20 protein-coding genes and 1 tRNA gene are annotated in these 18,951 nt (G+C 48.8%); 11 read left to right on the forward strand and 10 right to left on the reverse strand.

What is annotated here, in order from left to right:
- Positions 1-24: 24 nt before the first annotated feature.
- On the reverse strand, positions 25-639 hold the full coding sequence (locus NGAR_RS06815) for a QcrA and Rieske domain-containing protein (protein WP_148681094.1): 615 nt from the start codon (positions 637-639) through the stop codon (positions 25-27).
- A 117-nt stretch (positions 640-756) separates the two neighbouring features.
- Between NGAR_RS06815 and NGAR_RS06820 the strand changes: the two genes are divergently transcribed.
- Positions 757-2,199 carry a M3 family metallopeptidase gene (locus NGAR_RS06820; protein ID WP_148681095.1) on the forward strand — a complete coding sequence of 481 codons (1,443 nt, stop codon included), beginning with the start codon at positions 757-759 and terminating at the stop codon, positions 2,197-2,199.
- Positions 2,200-2,236: 37 nt separating this feature from the next.
- On the opposite strand, the gene psmB is transcribed toward NGAR_RS06820, so the two are convergent.
- From psmB to NGAR_RS06835, 4 genes are all read right to left on the reverse strand, one after another.
- Positions 2,237-2,896 (reverse strand): archaeal proteasome endopeptidase complex subunit beta, encoded by a 660-nt coding sequence (gene psmB / locus NGAR_RS06825; RefSeq protein ID WP_015018945.1) that lies wholly within the window; start codon positions 2,894-2,896, stop codon positions 2,237-2,239.
- Between the two features lie 41 nt (positions 2,897-2,937).
- Entirely contained in the window at positions 2,938-3,150 is a 213-nt protein-coding gene (locus tag NGAR_RS06830) for a hypothetical protein (RefSeq protein ID WP_015018946.1), read from the reverse strand.
- 352 nt (positions 3,151-3,502) lie between these two features.
- Positions 3,503-3,661, reverse strand: coding sequence for a cupredoxin domain-containing protein (locus NGAR_RS17370; protein ID WP_187147707.1), 159 nt, complete (start codon positions 3,659-3,661; stop codon positions 3,503-3,505).
- A complete protein-coding gene (locus NGAR_RS06835; RefSeq protein WP_015018947.1) occupies positions 3,639-3,893 on the reverse strand; it encodes a cupredoxin domain-containing protein in 255 nt (84 codons plus the stop codon). The genes NGAR_RS17370 and NGAR_RS06835 overlap by 23 nt, the downstream gene beginning before the upstream one ends.
- 164 nt (positions 3,894-4,057) lie before the next feature.
- On the opposite strand from NGAR_RS06835, the gene leuC reads away from it, so the two are divergent.
- The 4 genes from leuC to NGAR_RS06855 are packed head-to-tail and all read left to right on the forward strand — an operon-like array spanning position 4,058 to position 7,833.
- A complete protein-coding gene (gene leuC, locus NGAR_RS06840) occupies positions 4,058-5,473 on the forward strand; it encodes a 3-isopropylmalate dehydratase large subunit (RefSeq protein WP_015018948.1) in 1,416 nt (471 codons plus the stop codon).
- A gap of 6 nt (positions 5,474-5,479) precedes the next feature.
- A complete protein-coding gene (gene leuD, locus NGAR_RS06845; protein WP_015018949.1) occupies positions 5,480-6,082 on the forward strand; it encodes a 3-isopropylmalate dehydratase small subunit in 603 nt (200 codons plus the stop codon).
- Between the two features lie 54 nt (positions 6,083-6,136).
- Positions 6,137-7,507 carry an amidophosphoribosyltransferase gene (locus NGAR_RS06850; protein WP_148681096.1) on the forward strand — a complete coding sequence of 457 codons (1,371 nt, stop codon included), beginning with the start codon at positions 6,137-6,139 and terminating at the stop codon, positions 7,505-7,507.
- The gene (locus tag NGAR_RS06855; protein ID WP_015018951.1) at positions 7,504-7,833 is read left to right on the forward strand and encodes a hypothetical protein; all 330 of its coding nucleotides are present in this window, start codon (positions 7,504-7,506) and stop codon (positions 7,831-7,833) included. The genes NGAR_RS06850 and NGAR_RS06855 overlap by 4 nt, the downstream gene beginning before the upstream one ends.
- A 232-nt stretch (positions 7,834-8,065) precedes the next feature.
- Here NGAR_RS06855 and NGAR_RS06860 read toward each other — a convergent pair whose 3' ends face one another.
- The 4 genes from NGAR_RS06860 to NGAR_RS06875 all read right to left on the reverse strand — a co-directional run bounded on the left by NGAR_RS06860 (position 8,066) and on the right by NGAR_RS06875 (position 11,414).
- The gene (locus NGAR_RS06860; protein WP_148681097.1) at positions 8,066-8,644 is read right to left on the reverse strand and encodes a 5' nucleotidase, NT5C type; all 579 of its coding nucleotides are present in this window, start codon (positions 8,642-8,644) and stop codon (positions 8,066-8,068) included.
- A gap of 587 nt (positions 8,645-9,231) precedes the next feature.
- A complete protein-coding gene (locus NGAR_RS18390) occupies positions 9,232-9,429 on the reverse strand; it encodes a hypothetical protein (protein WP_148681098.1) in 198 nt (65 codons plus the stop codon).
- Positions 9,430-9,798: 369 nt separating this feature from the next.
- Positions 9,799-9,872: transfer RNA gene (locus NGAR_RS06870), tRNA-Pro, on the reverse strand.
- Between the two features lie 303 nt (positions 9,873-10,175).
- Positions 10,176-11,414 carry a hypothetical protein gene (locus tag NGAR_RS06875; RefSeq protein WP_015018956.1) on the reverse strand — a complete coding sequence of 413 codons (1,239 nt, stop codon included), beginning with the start codon at positions 11,412-11,414 and terminating at the stop codon, positions 10,176-10,178.
- A gap of 11 nt (positions 11,415-11,425) precedes the next feature.
- On the opposite strand from NGAR_RS06875, the gene NGAR_RS06880 reads away from it, so the two are divergent.
- The 4 genes from NGAR_RS06880 to NGAR_RS06895 all read left to right on the forward strand — a co-directional run bounded on the left by NGAR_RS06880 (position 11,426) and on the right by NGAR_RS06895 (position 15,057).
- A complete protein-coding gene (locus NGAR_RS06880; RefSeq protein ID WP_148681099.1) occupies positions 11,426-11,704 on the forward strand; it encodes a hypothetical protein in 279 nt (92 codons plus the stop codon).
- Positions 11,705-12,418: 714 nt separating this feature from the next.
- Positions 12,419-13,708, forward strand: a complete 1,290-nt coding sequence (agl3, locus tag NGAR_RS06885; protein WP_015018959.1) for a UDP-sulfoquinovose synthase — start codon at positions 12,419-12,421, stop codon at positions 13,706-13,708.
- 67 nt (positions 13,709-13,775) lie between these two features.
- Positions 13,776-14,309: a hypothetical protein gene (locus NGAR_RS06890; RefSeq protein ID WP_015018960.1), complete on the forward strand. Its 534-nt coding sequence runs from the start codon at positions 13,776-13,778 to the stop codon at positions 14,307-14,309.
- Positions 14,310-14,343: 34 nt separating this feature from the next.
- Complete coding sequence (locus NGAR_RS06895; protein ID WP_015018961.1) at positions 14,344-15,057, forward strand: PIG-L deacetylase family protein; 714 nt, start codon at positions 14,344-14,346, stop codon at positions 15,055-15,057.
- 19 nt (positions 15,058-15,076) lie between these two features.
- Here the strand turns inward: NGAR_RS06895 and NGAR_RS06900 are convergent, their stop codons facing one another.
- On the reverse strand, positions 15,077-16,072 hold the full coding sequence (locus NGAR_RS06900) for an ATP-grasp domain-containing protein (RefSeq protein WP_015018962.1): 996 nt from the start codon (positions 16,070-16,072) through the stop codon (positions 15,077-15,079).
- 154 nt (positions 16,073-16,226) lie between these two features.
- Here NGAR_RS06900 and NGAR_RS06905 point away from each other — a divergent pair, with 154 nt between their 5' ends.
- Together NGAR_RS06905 and NGAR_RS06910 are read left to right on the forward strand one after the other, a co-directional pair.
- The gene (locus tag NGAR_RS06905; protein ID WP_015018963.1) at positions 16,227-16,862 is read left to right on the forward strand and encodes a PHP domain-containing protein; all 636 of its coding nucleotides are present in this window, start codon (positions 16,227-16,229) and stop codon (positions 16,860-16,862) included.
- A 181-nt stretch (positions 16,863-17,043) separates the two neighbouring features.
- A complete protein-coding gene (locus NGAR_RS06910; protein WP_015018964.1) occupies positions 17,044-18,933 on the forward strand; it encodes an Ig-like domain-containing protein in 1,890 nt (629 codons plus the stop codon).
- The last annotated feature ends 18 nt before the right edge of the window (positions 18,934-18,951 follow it).

Consider the following 18,951-nt stretch of genomic DNA (forward strand, 5'->3'; position numbering starts at 1 on the left):
ATACGCCTGTGAGGGATAAAAGTCTTAGGCGACATGCCTGCCATACCCAACCACACCATTCTTGCGAGCGTCCCACGTTGGAGGTAGTATCCACAGGTCGCCATTTGCGTCCGCCTCAAGGTCCAGCCTTGGCAGCACGTTTGAAGGGGGGCTCTGAAGCGACGCAGGCCCTGCATAAGCCTTGCCGGTGAGAGGATCGTATGCGCTTGCATGACACGGGCATGCTATCATGTTCAGCTTTGACTCGTACCTCCATAGACACCACAAATGCAGGCAAACCATGCTGTAAAGTCGAAACGCTGAGACATCGTTCTTGCCTCCGCCAAGCTCAAGCGGGAGCCTTATCAACTGCCAGGTGCGGAACGCCTCTGTGTTCAGCACCGGGTCATCGGTCTTTGGGTAGATCACAACCTCTGAATGGTTTACTTTGAAAGAGTAGATGTTGGACGGCTCGCCTCCCCTGATCTCTATTTTCGTCTTTTCTGCCCCGTTTGCCCTGTTGTTTGGCAGAAACTTGCCCCAGTCAACAAAGGGCGCAAAAGTCATTACGGTACCGGCGGCTGCCATCAATTTCAAAAAGTCGCGCCTAGACATCCCCTTGTTGCCTGCTGCTACAGCTGGGTAATGGGCACTAGACATAAGTAAAATTGGTCGTGAGTTGATATAACACTTGATCCAAACGTTTGGACAAAATCTTAAATATCGATCTCCTCAAGCGGTCAAACTTAAAATTGGATCGAGTGCTTTTGTCAAGCCATGAACCTAGAGCAGTGGTGCCAGCTAGACGAGCGGATCTACATTGCAGACGCGGACGAGCGCTACAAGCAGTACGCCGGCTTACCGCACAGCGAGCGCGTGATAGAGCAGCTGGCAGAGATGAAGGCCATGAGCGCCAAAACCTTTCTTGGCTCGTTTACAGAACCAAGGGAACTGTTCCTAGGTTCGCTTGAAAACATCGCAGACTCGACTACAAAAAAGCTTGAGCTCAAACTGTACAATCTGCGCAACCAAAAGGTAGTCTCTTCGCGTCACCGCTTTGGAGGGGCTGCGGTCAGCTGGAGCACGTGGCGGCAGTTCAACAGCGCCCAAAAAGACCCTGCAAAGAGAAAACAGGTGTTTGACGAGTTCATCTCCAAGACAAAGTACCTTTCACCAACCATCAAGGCCCGGTTTGACCAGATGGGAAAAATCTACAGCGAATACTCGCGCAAGAAGCTGAGCCCGCTTGATGGCTACCTGGAGAACGAGAAGGTCTCGTATTCGCAGCTGATCGATTTCGTAAAGTCGATGGGCCAGCAGGCAAAAAAGCCCTTTCAGGAAGCGCTTGCGACCATTTCAAAAAAAGTGCTAGGAAGAGACGCGGAATATTACGATGACTTTTACTTTTTCCGCAACAGGGTGTATGCTGACCTTGAAAAGGAGTTTGCCGGAGTAAACCCGCCTGACCAAGTCCGGCGCACGCTTGCAGCCATGCAGTTTGACCTATCGCCGATCCACTTTGACACGGAGGATAGGAAGAACAAGTACCCGTCACCGATATGCTTTTTCGTGCAGGTGCCAAGTGACATCCGCGTGCTGTACAAGAGCGAAAGCCCATACTTTGACCTGCAGGGGTGCTACCACGAAATGGGGCACGCAATGCATGCCTCATCGATAAGCTCGCGGGCCAAGTACTGGGACCGATACGGCTTTTCGATGGGCATAGCCGAGGTATTCTCGATATTTCTGGAAAGGCTGACAAAGAACAAAAAGTACCTATCTTCGCTTGGAGTGCATGACGAGCGGGTCCTTGATGAAATCGAGGAGAGGAACAACTTTATGGAACTGTTCTTTGTCACGTTCTATACTGCCAACTCGCTGATGAAGGCAGAATTCTGGCGAAAGAAACTGTCGATGGAAAAGGCAAGCGACCTTTATGCAAACTTGATAAAGGAATACACTGGCCTTGAAATGCCCGGCGAGTACTGGATGCTCCACCACATACTGCCGGACGCGATAATGTATGTGCCAAGCTATCTTTTGGCGGCAGTTCGCGCTGCCGAGCTTGACCACCACCTGCAGGGTAGGTTCGGGGAAGAGTGGTGGACCCAGACAGAGGCTGGAAGCTACATCCGAGAAATAACGGAGCCGGGAGCCAAGATAGATCTGTCAAGGTTCTCAAGGCTTGATAGCAGCCTGTTCATGAATGAAATAAGATAATGTTCCGGCTTTAGGGTCGCGGATATCGTGGAGTAGCCTAAAAGACTACCCCGACTGCCGCTTTTTCTTCCTTTGACAACTCGCGGTAGCCGTTCTTGTCGATAATGACTACGTTGATGCTGTCACCGGTTCCAGCGTTTCTTCTGATTGCAGCTGCTATCGCCTGCATCGCTACCTTGTACGCGTCGTTAACGCTCATGCCGTCCCTGTATTCCGATTCTAGATAGCCGTAAGCAACAGGCGATCCGCTGCCGGTGGAAATGAACTTTTCAGTCGTCATCGAGCCAAAGAGGTCGATGTTGTGGATCTGGCTGCCCTCGTTTTTCGTGTAACCTGCCATTATTATCTGGACATAGTATGGAAAGTATCGCTGGTTAAAGAGGATATTTGAGCAGAGCCTCGCAGCAGACTTGACTGGCATAAGCTCCTTGTTCTGGAAGCGGTAGAGGTTGGCGTTGTAGCGCATCGTGTCGACAAGATTCTGCGCGTCGGCCACGCCGCCGGCTATGGTCATTGCAAGGTGCTGGTCAACTTTTTGGATCTTCATGACGTGCCTGTCGGCGATAAAGAGTCCCGCGCTTGCGCGGGTGTCGGCCGCAAGCACCACACCATCCTTGCATGTCAAGGCGCATGTAGTGGTTCCTTTCTTTATCTGGTCGGCAATGTAATCGGGATATCTCTTGTCCTGAGGGTGCATATATACTACATTGCATTGAAGAGACCTTACCTGATTTAAAACTATCTGCTAATTCTAAAAATTATGTCAAAGTGTGGAATCGTCAAGTTGCCGTCGTCGGCTACGCAATTGCTCCTTTCATACGATAGCATATCGAGCTCGTCTGAAAGCTCTACCTGCGCCTCACAAGGTGTCACAAAGGTGAGTCTGTAGATGCCGTTTTCATCCGGCTCGACTGTGCCGAGGCCATAGCTGTAGTGCAGAATGCCTGTCATATTGCTGTCACGCTCTGTGCTGATCTTTGAGATAGTGCGCGGTGGTTTCCTTATCTATCGAAGACCCATTGATAGATCCGTCCTGCCCGACGGTAATTTCAGTATGCAGACAATCGACATCAAATGCGGGAAGCACCGTTTCGTGAAGGATTGGACTGTGCGGCACTGTGTTGCCCTGTCTGTCAGTTAATTTCTCTGCGCTAGGATTTTTATTGTTGTCGCTTCAAGTAGGATACACCGGATATGCGCTGACAGAATTGGAATCTTCGACGATAAAACTCTGCACGGCATTTACCTGTACCATATCACCTACCTGGCCGACACGTGTGGTGAGCGGCGTATTTTGTATCTTCTACCTCAGGCTCGTATCGACCAATTCCCTGTACCGGTCGTCTAGCGCGCCACGCTCTAGCGCTACGACAGTGTCCTGCATCCAATGATGCAGCATGTCATAGTATTCATACTTGCTTGCTTTCGTAAATGTGAATTCAAAGAACCCATCCGGCACCAAGATGTTGGGTCCGCTTCCGCTGATGGTATTGAAAAACTGAATCGTCATCGTTGCTTGCCACAACTGCGTTTGGCACGTCGTCCTTGTTTATCCACCTGACCGTATTGTTGACGCCGATTATCACCTTGATAACCTCAGGTTCAAAGTTCTTGTTGCCGCTGGAGGAGCCAGCGGGTATAGTTACAATAGACGACACTCTTTCTGTACCGCTGCCGCCAGACGCTGCAAACATCGCGGAAAAAGCACAAGGCGATTCCGACTGTCAGACCTATAGCTACGGGGACGTCGATCTCGCCCACTATAAGTAGAGTTGGTTTCTATATAATGAAGTTTTGTCCAAACGGTGCAGTCTCTGTTTATTTTATATCACCCTTTAGCTGATTTTTCCCTAGCAGTTTGCCTAAGACGATATTTGAGAAGATCTGGGACAGTCATATTATTTACGAAAAGGAAGGCGGTGGTCTGTCACTGCTATACATCGATAGGCACCTGGTGCATGAAGTCACTTCGCCACAGGCGTTTGACGGTCTCCGAATGAACAACCGGCGCGTCAGAAGACCAGACCTGACATTTGCCACCATGGACCACAACGTGCCAACAAGCGACAGGTCGCTTCCAATAGTAGATCAAATTTCGTCTATACAGATCCAGACGCTTGCGCAAAACTGCAAAGAGTTTGGCATTACACTCTTTGATATGCACAGCCCCGATCAGGGCATTGTGCACGTGATAGGTCCAGATCTTGGGCTGACACTGCCAGGTACCACGATTGTGTGCGGCGACAGCCACACCTCGACCCATGGCGCCTTTGGCGCCTTTGCGCTTGGCATAGGCACGAGCGAGGTAGAGCACGTGCTTGCCACCCAGACCTTGTGGATGGACAAGCCCAAGACGTTTGCGATAAACCTTGAAGGCAGGCGCAGGAACCCTCACGCCGTGACTGCCAAGGACATGATACTCTATGTGATAAGGACAATCGGGACTGCTGGTGGCACTGGCACCGTGCTAGAGTATCGCGGCGAGGCAATGTCCGAGCTCTCGATGGAGAACAGGATGACGATATGCAACATGTCTATTGAAGCAGGCGCGCGTGCCGGCCTGATAGCGCCTGACAGGACGACCTTTGACTTTATCAGGGGAAGGCGCTACGCGCCAAAAGGCGAGCAGTTCGAAAAGGCGGTTGAATACTGGTCTTGCCTTCGGACGGATCCAAACGCCAAGTTTGACAAGTCGATCAGCTTTGACGTCGGCTCGCTTGCACCCCAAGTAAGCTGGGGGACCAACCCGGGAATGGTAGTAGACGTTACCGGCGCGGTGCCGCACCCCGACGAGTTTGCAAAGGGAAACGAAAACGAGCGCAAAGCCGCAGTACGCGCCCTTGAATATATGGCGCTAGAGCCGGGCACGCCAATGACAGATGTCAGGCTGGATAGGGTGTTCATCGGCTCGTGCACAAACTCACGCCTTGAAGACCTGCTTGAAGCGTCGATGGTCGTAAAGGGAAGAAAGGTCTCGCCAAACGTGCGGGCTATGGTGGTGCCCGGGTCGCAGCACGTCAAGGCGGCCGCAGAGCAGATGGGTCTTGACAAAGTCTTCAAAGAGGCCGGCTTTGAATGGCGCGAGTCTGGATGCAGCATGTGCCTTGGCATGAACCCTGACATCCTTGGGCCCGGCGAGCGCTGCGCAAGCACCTCAAACCGCAACTTTGAGGGCCGGCAGGGGGCAGGGGGCAGAACGCATCTCGTAAGCCCTGTCATGGCCGCCGCAGCCGCGATTGAAGGGCACTTTGTGGACGTGAGGGAGTGGCTCTAGTAGTAGATGGAACCCTTTACAGTGCTCAAGAGCAAGGCGACCCCGCTTGACAGGGTCAACGTCGACACCGATCAGATAGTTCCAAAGCAATTTCTGAAGCTTGTCAACCGGACGGGTTTTGGCAAGTACCTGTTTTACGACTGGCGCTTTGATAGGGACGGCAGACCAAGGAGCGACTTTGTGCTGAACAACCCAAAATATTCCGGCAGGCAGATCCTGCTTGCCCGGGACAACTTTGGAAGCGGAAGCTCGCGCGAGCACGCCGCGTGGGCAATCTTTGACTACGGGTTTCGGGCTGTAATCGCGCCGTCCTTTGCAGACATTTTCTACAACAACTGCTTCAAAAACGGCATACTGCCTGTCCGGCTCAAGTCCAGCGAAGTCGACTATTTGTTCAAGAACGAGGACCTTGACATTGAGATTGACCTTGCAGAACAGCTTGTGGTGGTGGCAGGCAGCGGCCGCAAGATGCACTTTGAGATAGACGAGTTCCGCAAGAAACTCTTGCTTGAAGGTCTGGACAGCATAGGGCTCACCCTGCAGCTTGAAGACCATATCGCAAGGTATGAAAGGCAGAACCGGATGTTTTTCGCTCCGAGCGACAGCTGACAAGATTTTTATCCTGAGCCACTTTGAGGAAAGGTAAGAGAGAGGAAGTAGTAGTTGGCCGGCATTGTCGCCGTTTACAGCCACGGCACGAACAACAAGAACATCATTTATTACCTTGCCCACTCGATGAGGATGCTCCAGCACCGGGGCAAGGCATACTGGAAAATGATGGTGGGCAATGCCGCCACCGGCGCAGAAGGATGGCTCCCGGCAGACGATGCAATACTGAGGATTGCTCAGAAGGAAAAGCTGCATGGAAACAACGGCATAGGCTATCTCTCAAAGAGGCCGCCGCCGTTCCCAAGCATGAACAACATCTGGGTCGCGTTTGACGGCTTTTTTGTAGACACTGAAAAGCTGCACCTGCACCCATACATCGGGCCGGCCCGTGACTCTGACTCGCTCTTCAAGATCTACCACATTTTCATCCAGCTCCTGATCCAGAAAAAGAACCCTGAGCGCGCAGCCGAGTTTCTGGACAGGCACCTGAGGGGCAACCTCCTGGTGAAGGTGGGCGACGAGATCTACGCATACCGCGACAGCACAGGCTTCAAGCCGCTCGTGACTGCGACCAACTACGACAAGACACTCAACATCATCGCATCAGAGAACTCGCTCAGGACGTCACTTATCGATATGCAGTTTTCTGACGTCATGCCCGGCCAGCTACTAAAGATGAGCAAAAAGAGCGGGCTTGAAGTCATTGCCAGCACATCGACCATCAAGATGATGATGGACCCGTTTGAGTTCATACGAGAGTCAAACGTCGTGGCGACGGTCAACGGCAAGAGTGTCTACCAGATCCGAAAGAACATTGGGAAAGAGCAGGCCAACTTCTTGTCAAAGGATCTGGACATTGATTCTGCTTACGCCGAGCCTGACTACACGCGCCCCATGACCCTCGGCTTTGGACTTGAGTACCAAAAGCATTCTAAGGGATTCGAGATTGCAGAGGGCATAATCAAGGACAGGTATGACGACTCGGATCACATGATCGACTTTTCAGAGCAGGTCAGCAAGAACAAGCTGCTCACTACCGGCAGGTCGCTCAAGTTCGTCATGCAGAACCTCGTTCAGGGAAAAAAGATAGCGACTGTGCAGGGCACCATCCAGACCGGCAGCACCACGCGAGAGACAATATACTACCTGAAGAACGCCGGCGCAAAGTGCATAGATGTCGTCGTGAGCTACGTGCCGACCGTAGATGGGAGGCAGGTTGGACTGTATACACAAAACCGCGACCTTATTGCAAATAAGTACGTGGGCGAAGTGTCTTCCATCAACGAGCTGAACCAGAAGGTCGCAAGGGAGATAGGCTCCGACACTGTATATTACAACTCGCCGGCGGTCTTGGCAAAGGGCATTGGTGTGCCTGAGAACAACCTGTGGTTCCCAGAATGGGTAAGGTTCCTCGATTATAAATGAAGAGGGTAAGCGACATCGATCCGGGCAGGATCAGCCGGCCGCCTGATAGGGTAAAGGTCATTTTGGCAGAAGGCGAGCAGAAAAATCAGGGCTTTGTCATCAAACGGGTAGAGATGAGGCAGTTCATCGAGCGCAAGGACGACTGGCTTGGCGATTACTCACTCCTCACCGTGCTGGTAGAAACCGACAAAGGAACAGCGGAAATGAAGTACGACGAAGGCTTTAGAGGGCCGGATGCGCTTGATTCTGCGGTGACTATGCTTACGCAGTACGTCGGACTTGCGTCGCTCATAAACCGCGCGCTGATAGAACTATTGCAGCAGTAAAATTTGGCACAATAGTTTTTCATACAATGCTCTACAATAACGACGCTTATGTAAAATATATCAAAGAACTCTACCACAATGCAATGGCACTGCCACACAGCGGACTACGACTCAACAACCTTTTCAGCCGGGAAAAGACATGTGCCTGCGGGCATCCAGCAAAATATCATATACAAGGCTTTTCAAAGTGCCTGTTCGGCGTGTGCGGCTGCGACCACTACTATAACAGCTGCTAGAGCAGCTTTTCTGCCTCGCTTAGGGAATTCACTCTCACTGGCCACTCAAAGTCCTTATTCCACGGCTGGTTGAATAGTATCGCCGACTTGGGGGCAGTAATGTCTACAAGGTTCTTTGGCGCGTCATCTATCAGCACATCAAACGGGTAGCTGGCCTTTGGCACAGAATCATAGATGAAAAGCAACTCATCTGCATAGACACGGTGCAGGTCAAGCCACATGGCAACGTAGGGCACTGTAGGCCTCTCTCTCTTTGTGATTATCGAGATCCTGTATCCCTTGCGGTGGATGCGCTTTGTGACGTCGCCGATATTGGGCTCGGTCGGGGGTATTTCGCGCCACCTATGTTTCCAGACGTGGCTAAAGTAGCGGTAGACCGTGTCTGGAGTTATCGGCAGTACTGTGGGGATGTCCCACCTGATGATCTCTTTTTTCGTAACTCGCGTCCCGCTCCGCTTGCTGTACTCGTCTGCCCAGACTAGCATCACGTCGGCAAGTACAGAGTCGACATCAATAGCCACCGTCTTGACAGCTTCGGTCACCTTTGGCGCTTTGCCCTCTGTTGTTGTGGTCAACAATATGATCGGCAGCAATTACTGCTTATTTATAGAATATCAATAATGCTGGTTTTTTGCTCGCGCAGAAATCTCACTGCTTGCGCTCGCTTTCTTCGTATTCCCTGTGTCCGTCATGGCCTTGTGCTCTATTACATCTGGATGCGAGAAGAACAACATGTTGCATCTTTTGCAAACGTAACGGACGTTTTTCTTTTGAGCCACTTTTTTCTTTTGCACCAGCATGATCTATAATATACCTACTGATGGCATGTTCTAGAATATTCTTTTGACGGAAGAAGATCGGTTATCAGCTTCCAATACCAAACTGCAGAGCAAAACAAATAGCATCGCGGCCAAATTCGAACCAGCGACATAAAACCGCAATCATAACTAGTTTTTACTAATAATAAAGAGGTAACTAAATTCTGTATCTCATGTCGTTCTGCTACGTGTATTGTGACTGGTGAAAAGTGCGATATATGTCATATCAGAGAAACCACCAAAAAATGCGGCCTATGCTTTGACTGTCACTTTATGCATTGTCTTGGCGGGGTCGGCATTTGATTGAAGGGCCGATAATTTCTATTACTACATAGATGGACTGGTTAATTGTGCAGCTGGCTGGTCGTACTGCCTGTTATGCTGTTGTGACCAGTTATCACTAAATAGATTGAAAAGCCGAAAAGACCCATGCCTATCGCATTAGGAATGATCGATGATTGAATTAATGAGGCGGGATTATTTGTTGATGTATCATCAAAATAGTATGCAGCCACTGCAACTGTTAGCACTATTTCTGGCAAAATAACGTACAATAGTATCTTCGCAGCTTTCTAATTCTGTAAAAAGCCTAGAAATTAACTATCGGTAGGAACATGAAAATGATCTGCCAAGCTAGGCTAACCTTCTTTGATGCGGGCACTGCTTTTCCTTTACTCGCATTGGCTATTATTTATTTTCATGTCCGTATCAATGACAAAACTGCATCCTATGTTTCAAATGAAAATATTTAAAATCGTGCCGAGCCGTTTTCTCTGTCCCGACTTGCTTACTGTAGAACGCAAAAACATCACTACCGCACCTAGGCCAGTAACTGCGAATATCATGTAGAACAAGCTATTTGCGCTAATTTCAACGCATGCACTACCAATGATACAACATATCTAAGATAATGGGGCCGGCCGGATTCGAACCAGCGACCTCCAGCGCCCGAGGCTGGCATCCTGCCAAGCTAGACAACGGCCCCTAGATTTCAGGGTCTGTGGATGCAATCCATATTATATATTTAATATGAATGGTTGTTCGTCTTGTGAGACCTCAGCTCCTTAAAGCTGGCAAAAGCGAGGTGACATTTTTCGCACTGCCATTGCCTGGACTTGGCATCTTGGTATGATTCGAATGCGTGATCGCCCACGCGATATGTCTTTGTCCGGTGATCGTAGGTCACCGGGTTATGGTTAATTCTATATTTGATACTGCTCATAACTGGAATCTTGGTTCATTACTTTTAGCTTAAAAATAAAGTGGTGACACAATACAGAAGATAGTTCTACAAATTGCCATCGATCACGTTATCTTCTTCTTTCATGGATCTGTGGATCATGGCTACAAACGTAGACAATGCCGCAACTACCAGCCATCCTGATGTCATCAGCAGGTAGGATACTTCTTTAGATGTGACCTGCGTTGTTATAGCGACGTCGCCGGCAGTGCGCACCGCAAGCGCGAGGATGACTAACAACACTGGCACGCTATTGAACTTTGTAAAACGGATCATCCTGCCAGTTATCGGCGGCAGCATGAGGGGCAGATAAAGCGCGATCGTAAGCCCGATAAAGCCGATAGCAGTGTAGTGTATGGCAAGGTCGTAAAGCATATAGCTGCTGGAGACGTTAAACGCCGTTGCGACTGCAATGCCCGCATAAAGGAATAGAAATGCCAGCCTTGAATGCTGTATCGTGTACATGTAGCGAGCCTTCTTTTCGCCATGTATTAGGCGCATGATCTCGCTGTTGTCAAAGCCGCCAAAAATATACACAGCGCCGGCAAATGCCGCCGCGCATCCAAGCAATGCTACATTAAAGGCTATTGCGAGCAATGGATCGCCATGCAAAGCTGAAGATAGGCCAAGAACTACTGATATCGCGGCAAGCCCAAAAGAAACCGCCGACAGCCTTTTTCTGGGCCTAATAAAGCCGATAAAGGAAGGTAAGGTTTTGTACTCTACGCCAAATATCATCAGCACCGGAAATAGTAGCAGCAATTGCACTCCGCTCAATGGATTGCCTGCTGAATAACCTGCAAGGTGGATTCCGTTGATTGCAAGTAGCGTGATTACTGACAGCGAAATAAAATAATCAGCTATCCGCAAAAGCTTTGGGTGGATCCTGAGCGTCCATAGTGTGATGGCTGCAAATATTGACACGCCGGCGGCGCGCGCAAATGCGCCCGGCACCGACAGGTCGCTTCCAATTGCAGAGACAATCGAAGCCGCTACTGAAAACGCAACAAGTAGAAACGAAAAATACGTCAGTCTGATTGATGGCACTTGGACGTTTCTGAATCTTGGGACTATCATGTAGCCTACTCCCATTATGATCAGTGTCAGAAAGCCGTCAACTTGGAAGGATTTATGCAGCGAGAATGCGCCGCGGGCAAAAGCAAGATCCAATCCAAGAAGTGACATCATCCACAAGGAGCCAATGATCGAGCCAGCAAAGACAAGGATTACTGCCGTCACTATGAACGGCTTGCTCACCGGGCTAACCCTGACATCGCTTTCTGCCAACCTGAAATGAGATGCCGCGGGTCTATATGATAGTTGCAAAACGTGCGATAACTTTATCTTCGACAATCGACCAGTCATGTCCTATGGCCGATGCGATGTTCATGTATGCCGTAATGACTGGAATAATGGCCTTCCTTGTGGCGGTCTGTTTTGGCGCAAGAGGAGCGCGCAAGCGCCGGGAGCCGGCGGAAGCGGCAGAATCGCATTCTACCGCAAGCAGCAGTTCGGGCGGCGGAACAACAAGAAGGATCAAGAAGTTCAAGTCAGATGGCACGCCGGTGTACGAATAGGAAAAAATCTATCTATGTTAGCAATCGCCTGTATCTCGGTCGCATCACTGTACTTGTTTGATGCGACTGTTTTAATAACATAGATGCGGGAATAGTCCAATGGCAAAAAAAAGATCAACAACGCGTAGATCCAAGAAAGTCAAGGCCGGAAGAAAAGGCCGCGCCGCAACTCGCAGGCGCAAGTCTGCAATGATGTAACCGGCTCCTGAGCATCAGCCGCACTGGGAGCTATTACTATCATTATTTTCTTAACGTTGCTTTCTCCTGAAGGCTAATAAGACCGGTCTGTCAAGGTTGGACAACAGACAATTGGTCAAAATAGAGGCGCACTCTGTGCGTCGACAAAATGCAAGCAGGGCAGAATTGTACCTGTGCCCTATTTGCAAGGCAGAGTTCAAAGAAAAGATCCTGTTGGCAATTCACATCGGGACAAAACACTGAAATGCATGCGCGAGAGTCTGTATACAAATCGCGCAAAACTAATTCTTTTCTGCAACTGCAGAAATTCACATCAGTCATGATATAAAACCGACCAAAAATTTCTGCATTTAATTAGAGATAAAATATCTCTCGATCATCAATGGGTGCCATATGAACAGCTGTAAGTCTTATAGAGACGGCAATCCATTGATTTTTTATGCATTAACTTTCATTAAACAATTTATCTAATAAACTAACGAATTTGTTAATATTTGTGTAGTGACACTAGTTGCAATGAATGTTCTCATCCTAGGGATAGATGGATACATAGGCTGGAGCTTGGCAATGCATTTGGCAAAAAGGGGTCATAATGTAAGTGGTATCGATGACTTTGAAAGGAGAAAAAATGTTGAATCCGTAGGTTCCACTTCTGCCATTCCTATCTTGGACATGGAAGAAAGGATCAGCTCCTTCAAGCAAATTCACGAAAAAGATATCTCGTTTTATGAAGGAAATCTTTTGGACTATGATTTTCTGCAGCAAGTCGTCAGAGAAACAAAGCCCGATTCGATAGTACATTTGGCTGAGCAACCATCAGCCCCTTTTAGCATGATAGATCGCGAGCATGCAATTTATACACAGCATAACAACATCGAGGGAACACTCAATGTATTGTATGCGATGAAAGAGTATGTCCCTGATTGCCATCTGGTCAAACTCGGGACAATGGGGGAATATGGCACTCCTAATGTAGATATTCCTGAAGGGTTTTTTGAAATAGAATTTAGAGGAAGGAAAGATACACTTCCTTTTCCAAGGCAGCCGGGAAGCCTGTACCACCTGAGCAAAGTGCATGACAGCGGAAACGTTCACTTTGCCTGCAGGATGTGGCGGCTTCGCTCTACAGACATCATGCAAGGAGTAGTTTATGGTACAAGGACTGCAGAAATGGTGGACGATTCATTGATGACAAGATTCGACTTTGACGAGTGGTTTGGAACCGTAATAAACAGATACTGCGCAGAGGCCGTCATAGGGCATCCTTTGACTCCATATGGCTCAGGAGGGCAAAAGAGGGGCTTTATTGACCTGATTGATTCTGTGCAATGCATAAGAATAGCGGTAGAGAATCCTCCAAGCAGGGGCGAATACCGCGTGTTCAATCAGCTGGACGAAATTTACAGCGTAAGCGAGCTTGCACAATATGTGGTCCAAGTAGGCAAAAAGCTTCGACTTGACGTCAAGATACAGCCAATATCGAATCCCAGAATAGAAAAGGAGGATCACTACTACAAGGTAGATCGCGAGCATTTGCGCAATCTTGGATTCCGCCCCACGAGGCGCATCACAGAAACCGTCGAGATCATGCTAACTGATCTGATAAAGTACAGGGACAGGATAATGGAAAGGAGCGAAGTGATACTGCCACGCACTACTTGGGCAAGAGGCACAGGTGAAAGAATGGCAGAACCAAGGATCTGGACAAAGGCGACAGCACTGCCGCAGCATTCTCATACTGCGGCAGCAGATGCTTCCTCGTATCCGCATCCGACTTCGTCATTTGCAACTTCATCTGAGTCATGAACCATCATCAACAACAAAAAATCAATCGATTCTGTTTTCGCATCTCCGGGAGGCAGCAGCAAGCCAGATGAGGGTGGCGGTGGTAGCTCCTTCGCTCTTTGAATTAAAAGCAGCCTGCTCTGTTGCAATATCCAAGCTGGCAGCTACCGGTCACGAAGTGCACGCCATCGTTGTGAGCAATACTCCGGTCTCATTTATGTCTGCCAAAAAAGAGGAAGAAGGGCCCAAAGAGACATTGCTCGATAATGCTGGCATTTCCCAAATCCATTTCGTCGACGGCTTTGACTACTCTGCAATTACCCAAGCAAATGCAGACAAGATCAACGCCCACATTAAGGTAATTAGTCCCTCTGCTGTCATAATGCCTCACTGGAAATCCCCCAGCCACAACCACATGATCCTTGCAAGAACCACGCTGATAGCCTGCAGGGGGGTTGGAAGCATACTGATGTATGAGGTCAACAATAATGCTAATTTTGTGCCTACTATCATGTTCCCGGCCAAAAGAGATTTTGGAATACAGACCGGCGATTTGGATGTTGCGGAAGAGAGGTACGAAAGCCACAGGCTGCTGCTTTTAGACGAGGTGGAGATGGTATGATGAGCTGCATAATGCAGGAGGCAGCAACCATCACTTGACAACAGGCCGAAGAATTGTAATGGCTATTGGCGCCCATCCTGACGACGTAGAGCTTGGGATGGCAGGGACGGTGGCCAAGCATGGCGATAGGGGAGATGAAGTGCATATGGTCATATGCAGTCTTGGAATTGGCGGGCAATCAGGAGATCCAAAAATAAGGGAGATGGAGGCCAAGACCGCTGCAGGAATTCTAGGAGCAAAACTTCATATTCTGGATTACCCTGTTGTCAAACTGAACAGGCCCTCTGCCGAGTTTGAGCAATTAGTCAGAAAAGCGATAGAGGAGATAGGCCCGGACAGGCTTTACACTCACAGTCCTTTTGACTATCATCAGGTGCACGAGTCCGTAAGTCATTGCGTAACCCAGGCAGCCCAGGATGTAAGACAGGTCTTGTTTTACGAAGTAATCCCTTCAACGAATCCATGCTTTATACCCAATGCCTACGTAGACATTACTCGATACATTGATCTAAAGATAAAGAGCGTGGCCGCCCATAACACGCAGGGCAAAAAGTGGTACATGCAACCTAATGCACTCACGTCACTTGCATATACAAGGTATATGCTTGGCAAGATAGGAGTGAGGCATGACGGCATGGCGGAAGCATTTGCGATAAAGAAGTTCATTGTGGAAGACATTGCAGAAGGCGCGCAGAAGACAGCGGCAAGAGGCTTGGCTGGCAAAGTGACAACAACGTCGGCTGCGTAGGTATAGGTGTTATATTATATCACTGGCGTGGCATCAGCTGCTTTCTGCCTTGTACAATTATTTCTTCAAAGTACCTGACTACGGTAATCTCCGAGATCTTGGGAATCGCGACCGCTTTTCCTTCTACCATCTTAAGTATCATGTCTGGAAAGTTTGCGCCAGCCAGCGCTGCAAATATGGTGCCACCTCCCATCCGGGGGTTGATTTCTGTGACCTTCATGGTTCCTTCTGAGGACTCTTTCATCTGGATGCAGCAGGGTCCTCTGATGCCGATGTGCTCTGCAATGCTCATGCAGGTTTGCTCAATCTCTGGATTGCGCATTACTTGGCCTCTTGTTGAGATGCCTGCAGTTGTCTCCAACCGGATCCGGGGAACTGCAATTAACGGGTTCTTCTCTAGGTCACAAAGAACGTCGATTGTATATTCGGTGCCGGGCAGGTATTCTTGAAATATTATGTCTCCCCTTTTGTTCTCGTTCTTGAATTTGGAAATAAAATAATTGAGGTCATTCTGATCATCAATTCTTGCCGCATAATGCCCGCCTTTTTCCCGCCTTGGTTTTGCAAAAATTGGGAATTCCTTTATTTCATATGGATCGGTCGTTGTAAGCGGCAATATGCAGCTGAACTTCTCAGAAAGACTTCTAAAGGTCAGTACTCTGTCATAGCATGTTTCGAGGCTCTCTAAGTCGCTGACGACTGCCTTCGCCCCCATCTCTTCTAACTGTCTCCTGTACTTGCTGTAAGGGTAAATGTCATACCCTGAAGACGGCATGAGAACCTCGACTTTATGCTTGCTGACTAGGTCAAAGAGCCTGTTGGCATAATTTTTTTCGTCGTTGACTCTGGGCATTACCTCATAAGAGGTAGCAATGAAAAAGCCGGCCGCCAGATGGCAAGAATCTGTTGCAAGGATTCTTCCTTTGAATCCTGCCATCCTTAGCGCCTTGATTGTATTTATGCCGGCCGGACTTGCAGCGCCCGGCACCACCACTGTGCGAATGCTCCTTTCCAAGTCATGTATGAATGACTTTGAATCTATTTGTCAGATATCAGAGATCAGCACAGTATTTTTCTACTGTAATTTCTTTGCTAACTATCTCTAGTGTCAAGGAGCAGGTTGCCATAATAATAGTATCATAGCAGATTTGAATACGAAGCACACTTCTATGCTCAACATCAAAGAGGATTACCATGTCCATTGTAACTACAACGATCACTCGTCAGCTGATCTTACAGTCCAGAATGCTCTAAAGCAGGCAGAAAAAATGGGCTTGAAGGCAATTGCGTTCACAGAGCATGTTAGAAGATCATCAGAATGGATACCGCGCTATCTGGCGGAAGTGGAATCTGCAATCAATAGTGCAGACGACAACAAGAATGCCATAAAGATAATTCCGGGATTTGAGGCCAAGATCTTGGCCGATGGTTCTATCGATTGCCCCGAATACTGCGCTCAAAAGTACTTCTTGGTAGCAAGCTTCCACACGCGCTACACGGACAAAAAGATCTGGTTAAACGCGTTGGAAAAAGCCATTGAAAACAAAAACGTCGACGTCATCGGCCATCTCTTCCCTGAAAATTCCTTTGCACTTGAAGAAGATGAGGTAGGGCGCCTTGCGCGGCTGATGGCGGCAAATAACAAAATAGTTGAAATTAATGCCAAGTACCATGCACCACCAAACGATTGGCTGAAGGTTTTCAAGAGGAATGGCGTCCGCTTCCATCTGGGAAGCGACGCACATAGCCTTGAAGCCATAGGTCGCTTTGAAAGGGTGTGGGATCTGATTGCCATAGTATCATAACATGGCCTGCTCGCTAGAGCTCACATTCCTTCCTGTAATTGTGAAGACCGTCACGGATAATTAGTTCTAGAAAGTGTAGGCTCTTTTCATATTTTACTTACACTGGATTATTAAGTAATAAGTTTACCGAAATTTCGATAAGAAGATGCGAATTAGGAAGGGCAAATCCACAACCGCTGTTTTGTCGATAGCATTACTTCTTTCGCTGGCAACAGCAGCGACCATTGTGGGAACAAGAACGACAACAATGAATAATACTGCAGGAACAGAATCGGCCGGACTTTTTGCCGGCGCGTACGCCGCTACGCAGCAATGCGAGGATACGCAGATAGGCAAAATTACTGCAAGTGCCAGTACCCGAAGTCCTACAAATGCAATAGACGACAATCTCGATACAAGGTGGACAGCTCAAGGCAAAGGATCTTGGATAAAAGCTGACCTAGGGGAGCACAAGGTAGTTTGCTACATCGATATAATGTGGTACAAAGGCGATTCACGCATATACAGCTTCACCATATACACATCCGAGAACGGCAGTGAATGGGACACGGTATACCACGGAAAGAGCAGCGGCAGGACTTTGGACACTGAAAGATACGATTTCGCAGACACTACTGCAAGATGGGTAAAGGTCAGACTTGACGGCAACCAATGGAACTATTGGCATGACATAACCGAAATAGATGTTTATACCGCCGCTGCTTCTGCTGCTGATACAAAGGCGCCGGACGTGGAGATAACAAGCCATGCGAACGACTCGACCATTATAAGTTCAAGCAGCCAAATCACAGTGCAAGGCACAGCTTCTGACGACATGTCCGGAGTCAAGATAGTAGAAGTAAGCGTGGATGGCCGTGCTTATGTGGGCGCGACGCCAAAAGCATCTGGAGACTGGTCTTCTTGGTCGGTATCTGTTGATCTGGGAACACCTGGTACGCACGAAATAGTTCCAAGGGCTACAGATAATGCGGGCAACCAGGCATTGAACCCAATACGTGTGACATTCCAGAAAGATACTACTCCTACCCAAGATACAACCAACCCGACGGTAGCAATAACAAGCCCTGCTGACGGCTCGACAGTAAGCGCCAACGAAGGCAAGATTACAATACAAGGGACCGCGTCTGATTCTGGCAGCGGAGTCAAGATGGTTGAAGTCAAGGTAAATAACGGGGCCTATGTTGAGGCAGTGCCAAGAGCTACAGGAGACTGGTCTTCTTGGACAGCTACAGTGCCGGTCTCTTCTGGCAGCGCCAGCATAACTTCAAGAGCCACAGATAACGCCGGCAATCAAGGAACAAGTTCGATCAGCGTAACTGTTGCAGCAGACAACAACAATCCACCGCCACCTGCTGCTACTGCCGACAAGTACTTCATGGCTACCATGCTGCAGTACGTGGACACCGACAAGCAGGTGAACATCTACAAGCCAAACATGATATCTTCTGACAAAGCAAGAATACATGTAGGCTTGAACAAGCAGGTGACAAACGCTCAGCTCAATGGTCTGCTGTCTCTTCCGGGAAGCCACGGCATGGAATTCTTCTCTCTTAAAGAGATCAAAGCAAATGCTCCTCATCTCAAGGCAAAGGGAATAGAGTTCATCGACTACGACCTTGAGCCGGGCTCCGGTCATAGCCCCAGCTCCGACTTGTCGGACCCCGTTGCTTCAATAAGGGCAGCATCAAAGGCGGCTCATGACAACGGATTGCTGTTCCAGTGCTCACCTAGCAAGAAAATAACAACCAACTATGGCGCGCAACTTGCACCGTACTGTGACCAATACCACATTCAGGCACAATCGCTGCAGGGAAGTCCTGCTCAGTACGAGTCATTCGTCAAGTCAACAGTAACAAAACTTAGGCAGAACAACCCAGATATCGTGATATCAGTCCAGCTATCTACGCAGCGAGAATCGGCAAATGGAATGAGTTTGCTTGAAACTTTCAAGCATGACTTTGCTCGTGTAGCGGATGACGTAGACGGAGTATCATTGTGGTTCTCTAACAACGACAGCTCGCTAAACGTAGTAGAGTCATTTGCTAAGTGGTTTGATGCAAACTACCATTAATAACAGCCAGAGAGCCAT

The sequence above is a fragment of the Candidatus Nitrososphaera gargensis Ga9.2 genome, from assembly GCF_000303155.1.
Lineage (GTDB): Archaea > Thermoproteota > Nitrososphaeria > Nitrososphaerales > Nitrososphaeraceae > Nitrososphaera > Nitrososphaera gargensis.

What these genes read in the sequence shown, in the direction of transcription:
- NGAR_RS06830 (WP_015018946.1), bottom strand. Translation starts at nt 3,150, where the DNA reads ATGACAGGCATTCTGCACTACAGCTATGGCCTCGGCACAGTCGAGCCG.
- NGAR_RS06890 (WP_015018960.1), top strand. Translation starts at nt 13,776, where the DNA reads ATGAGGGTGGCGGTGGTAGCTCCTTCGCTCTTTGAATTAAAAGCAGCC.
- NGAR_RS06835 (WP_015018947.1), bottom strand. Translation starts at nt 3,893, where the DNA reads ATGTTTGCAGCGTCTGGCGGCAGCGGTACAGAAAGAGTGTCGTCTATT.
- NGAR_RS06855 (WP_015018951.1), top strand. Translation starts at nt 7,504, where the DNA reads ATGAAGAGGGTAAGCGACATCGATCCGGGCAGGATCAGCCGGCCGCCT.
- leuD (WP_015018949.1), top strand. Translation starts at nt 5,480, where the DNA reads ATGGAACCCTTTACAGTGCTCAAGAGCAAGGCGACCCCGCTTGACAGG.
- agl3 (WP_015018959.1), top strand. Translation starts at nt 12,419, where the DNA reads ATGAATGTTCTCATCCTAGGGATAGATGGATACATAGGCTGGAGCTTG.
- psmB (WP_015018945.1), bottom strand. Translation starts at nt 2,896, where the DNA reads ATGCACCCTCAGGACAAGAGATATCCCGATTACATTGCCGACCAGATA.
- NGAR_RS06880 (WP_148681099.1), top strand. Translation starts at nt 11,426, where the DNA reads ATGCCGCGGGTCTATATGATAGTTGCAAAACGTGCGATAACTTTATCT.
- NGAR_RS06820 (WP_148681095.1), top strand. Translation starts at nt 757, where the DNA reads ATGAACCTAGAGCAGTGGTGCCAGCTAGACGAGCGGATCTACATTGCA.
- NGAR_RS06815 (WP_148681094.1), bottom strand. Translation starts at nt 639, where the DNA reads ATGTCTAGTGCCCATTACCCAGCTGTAGCAGCAGGCAACAAGGGGATG.
- NGAR_RS06905 (WP_015018963.1), top strand. Translation starts at nt 16,227, where the DNA reads ATGCTCAACATCAAAGAGGATTACCATGTCCATTGTAACTACAACGAT.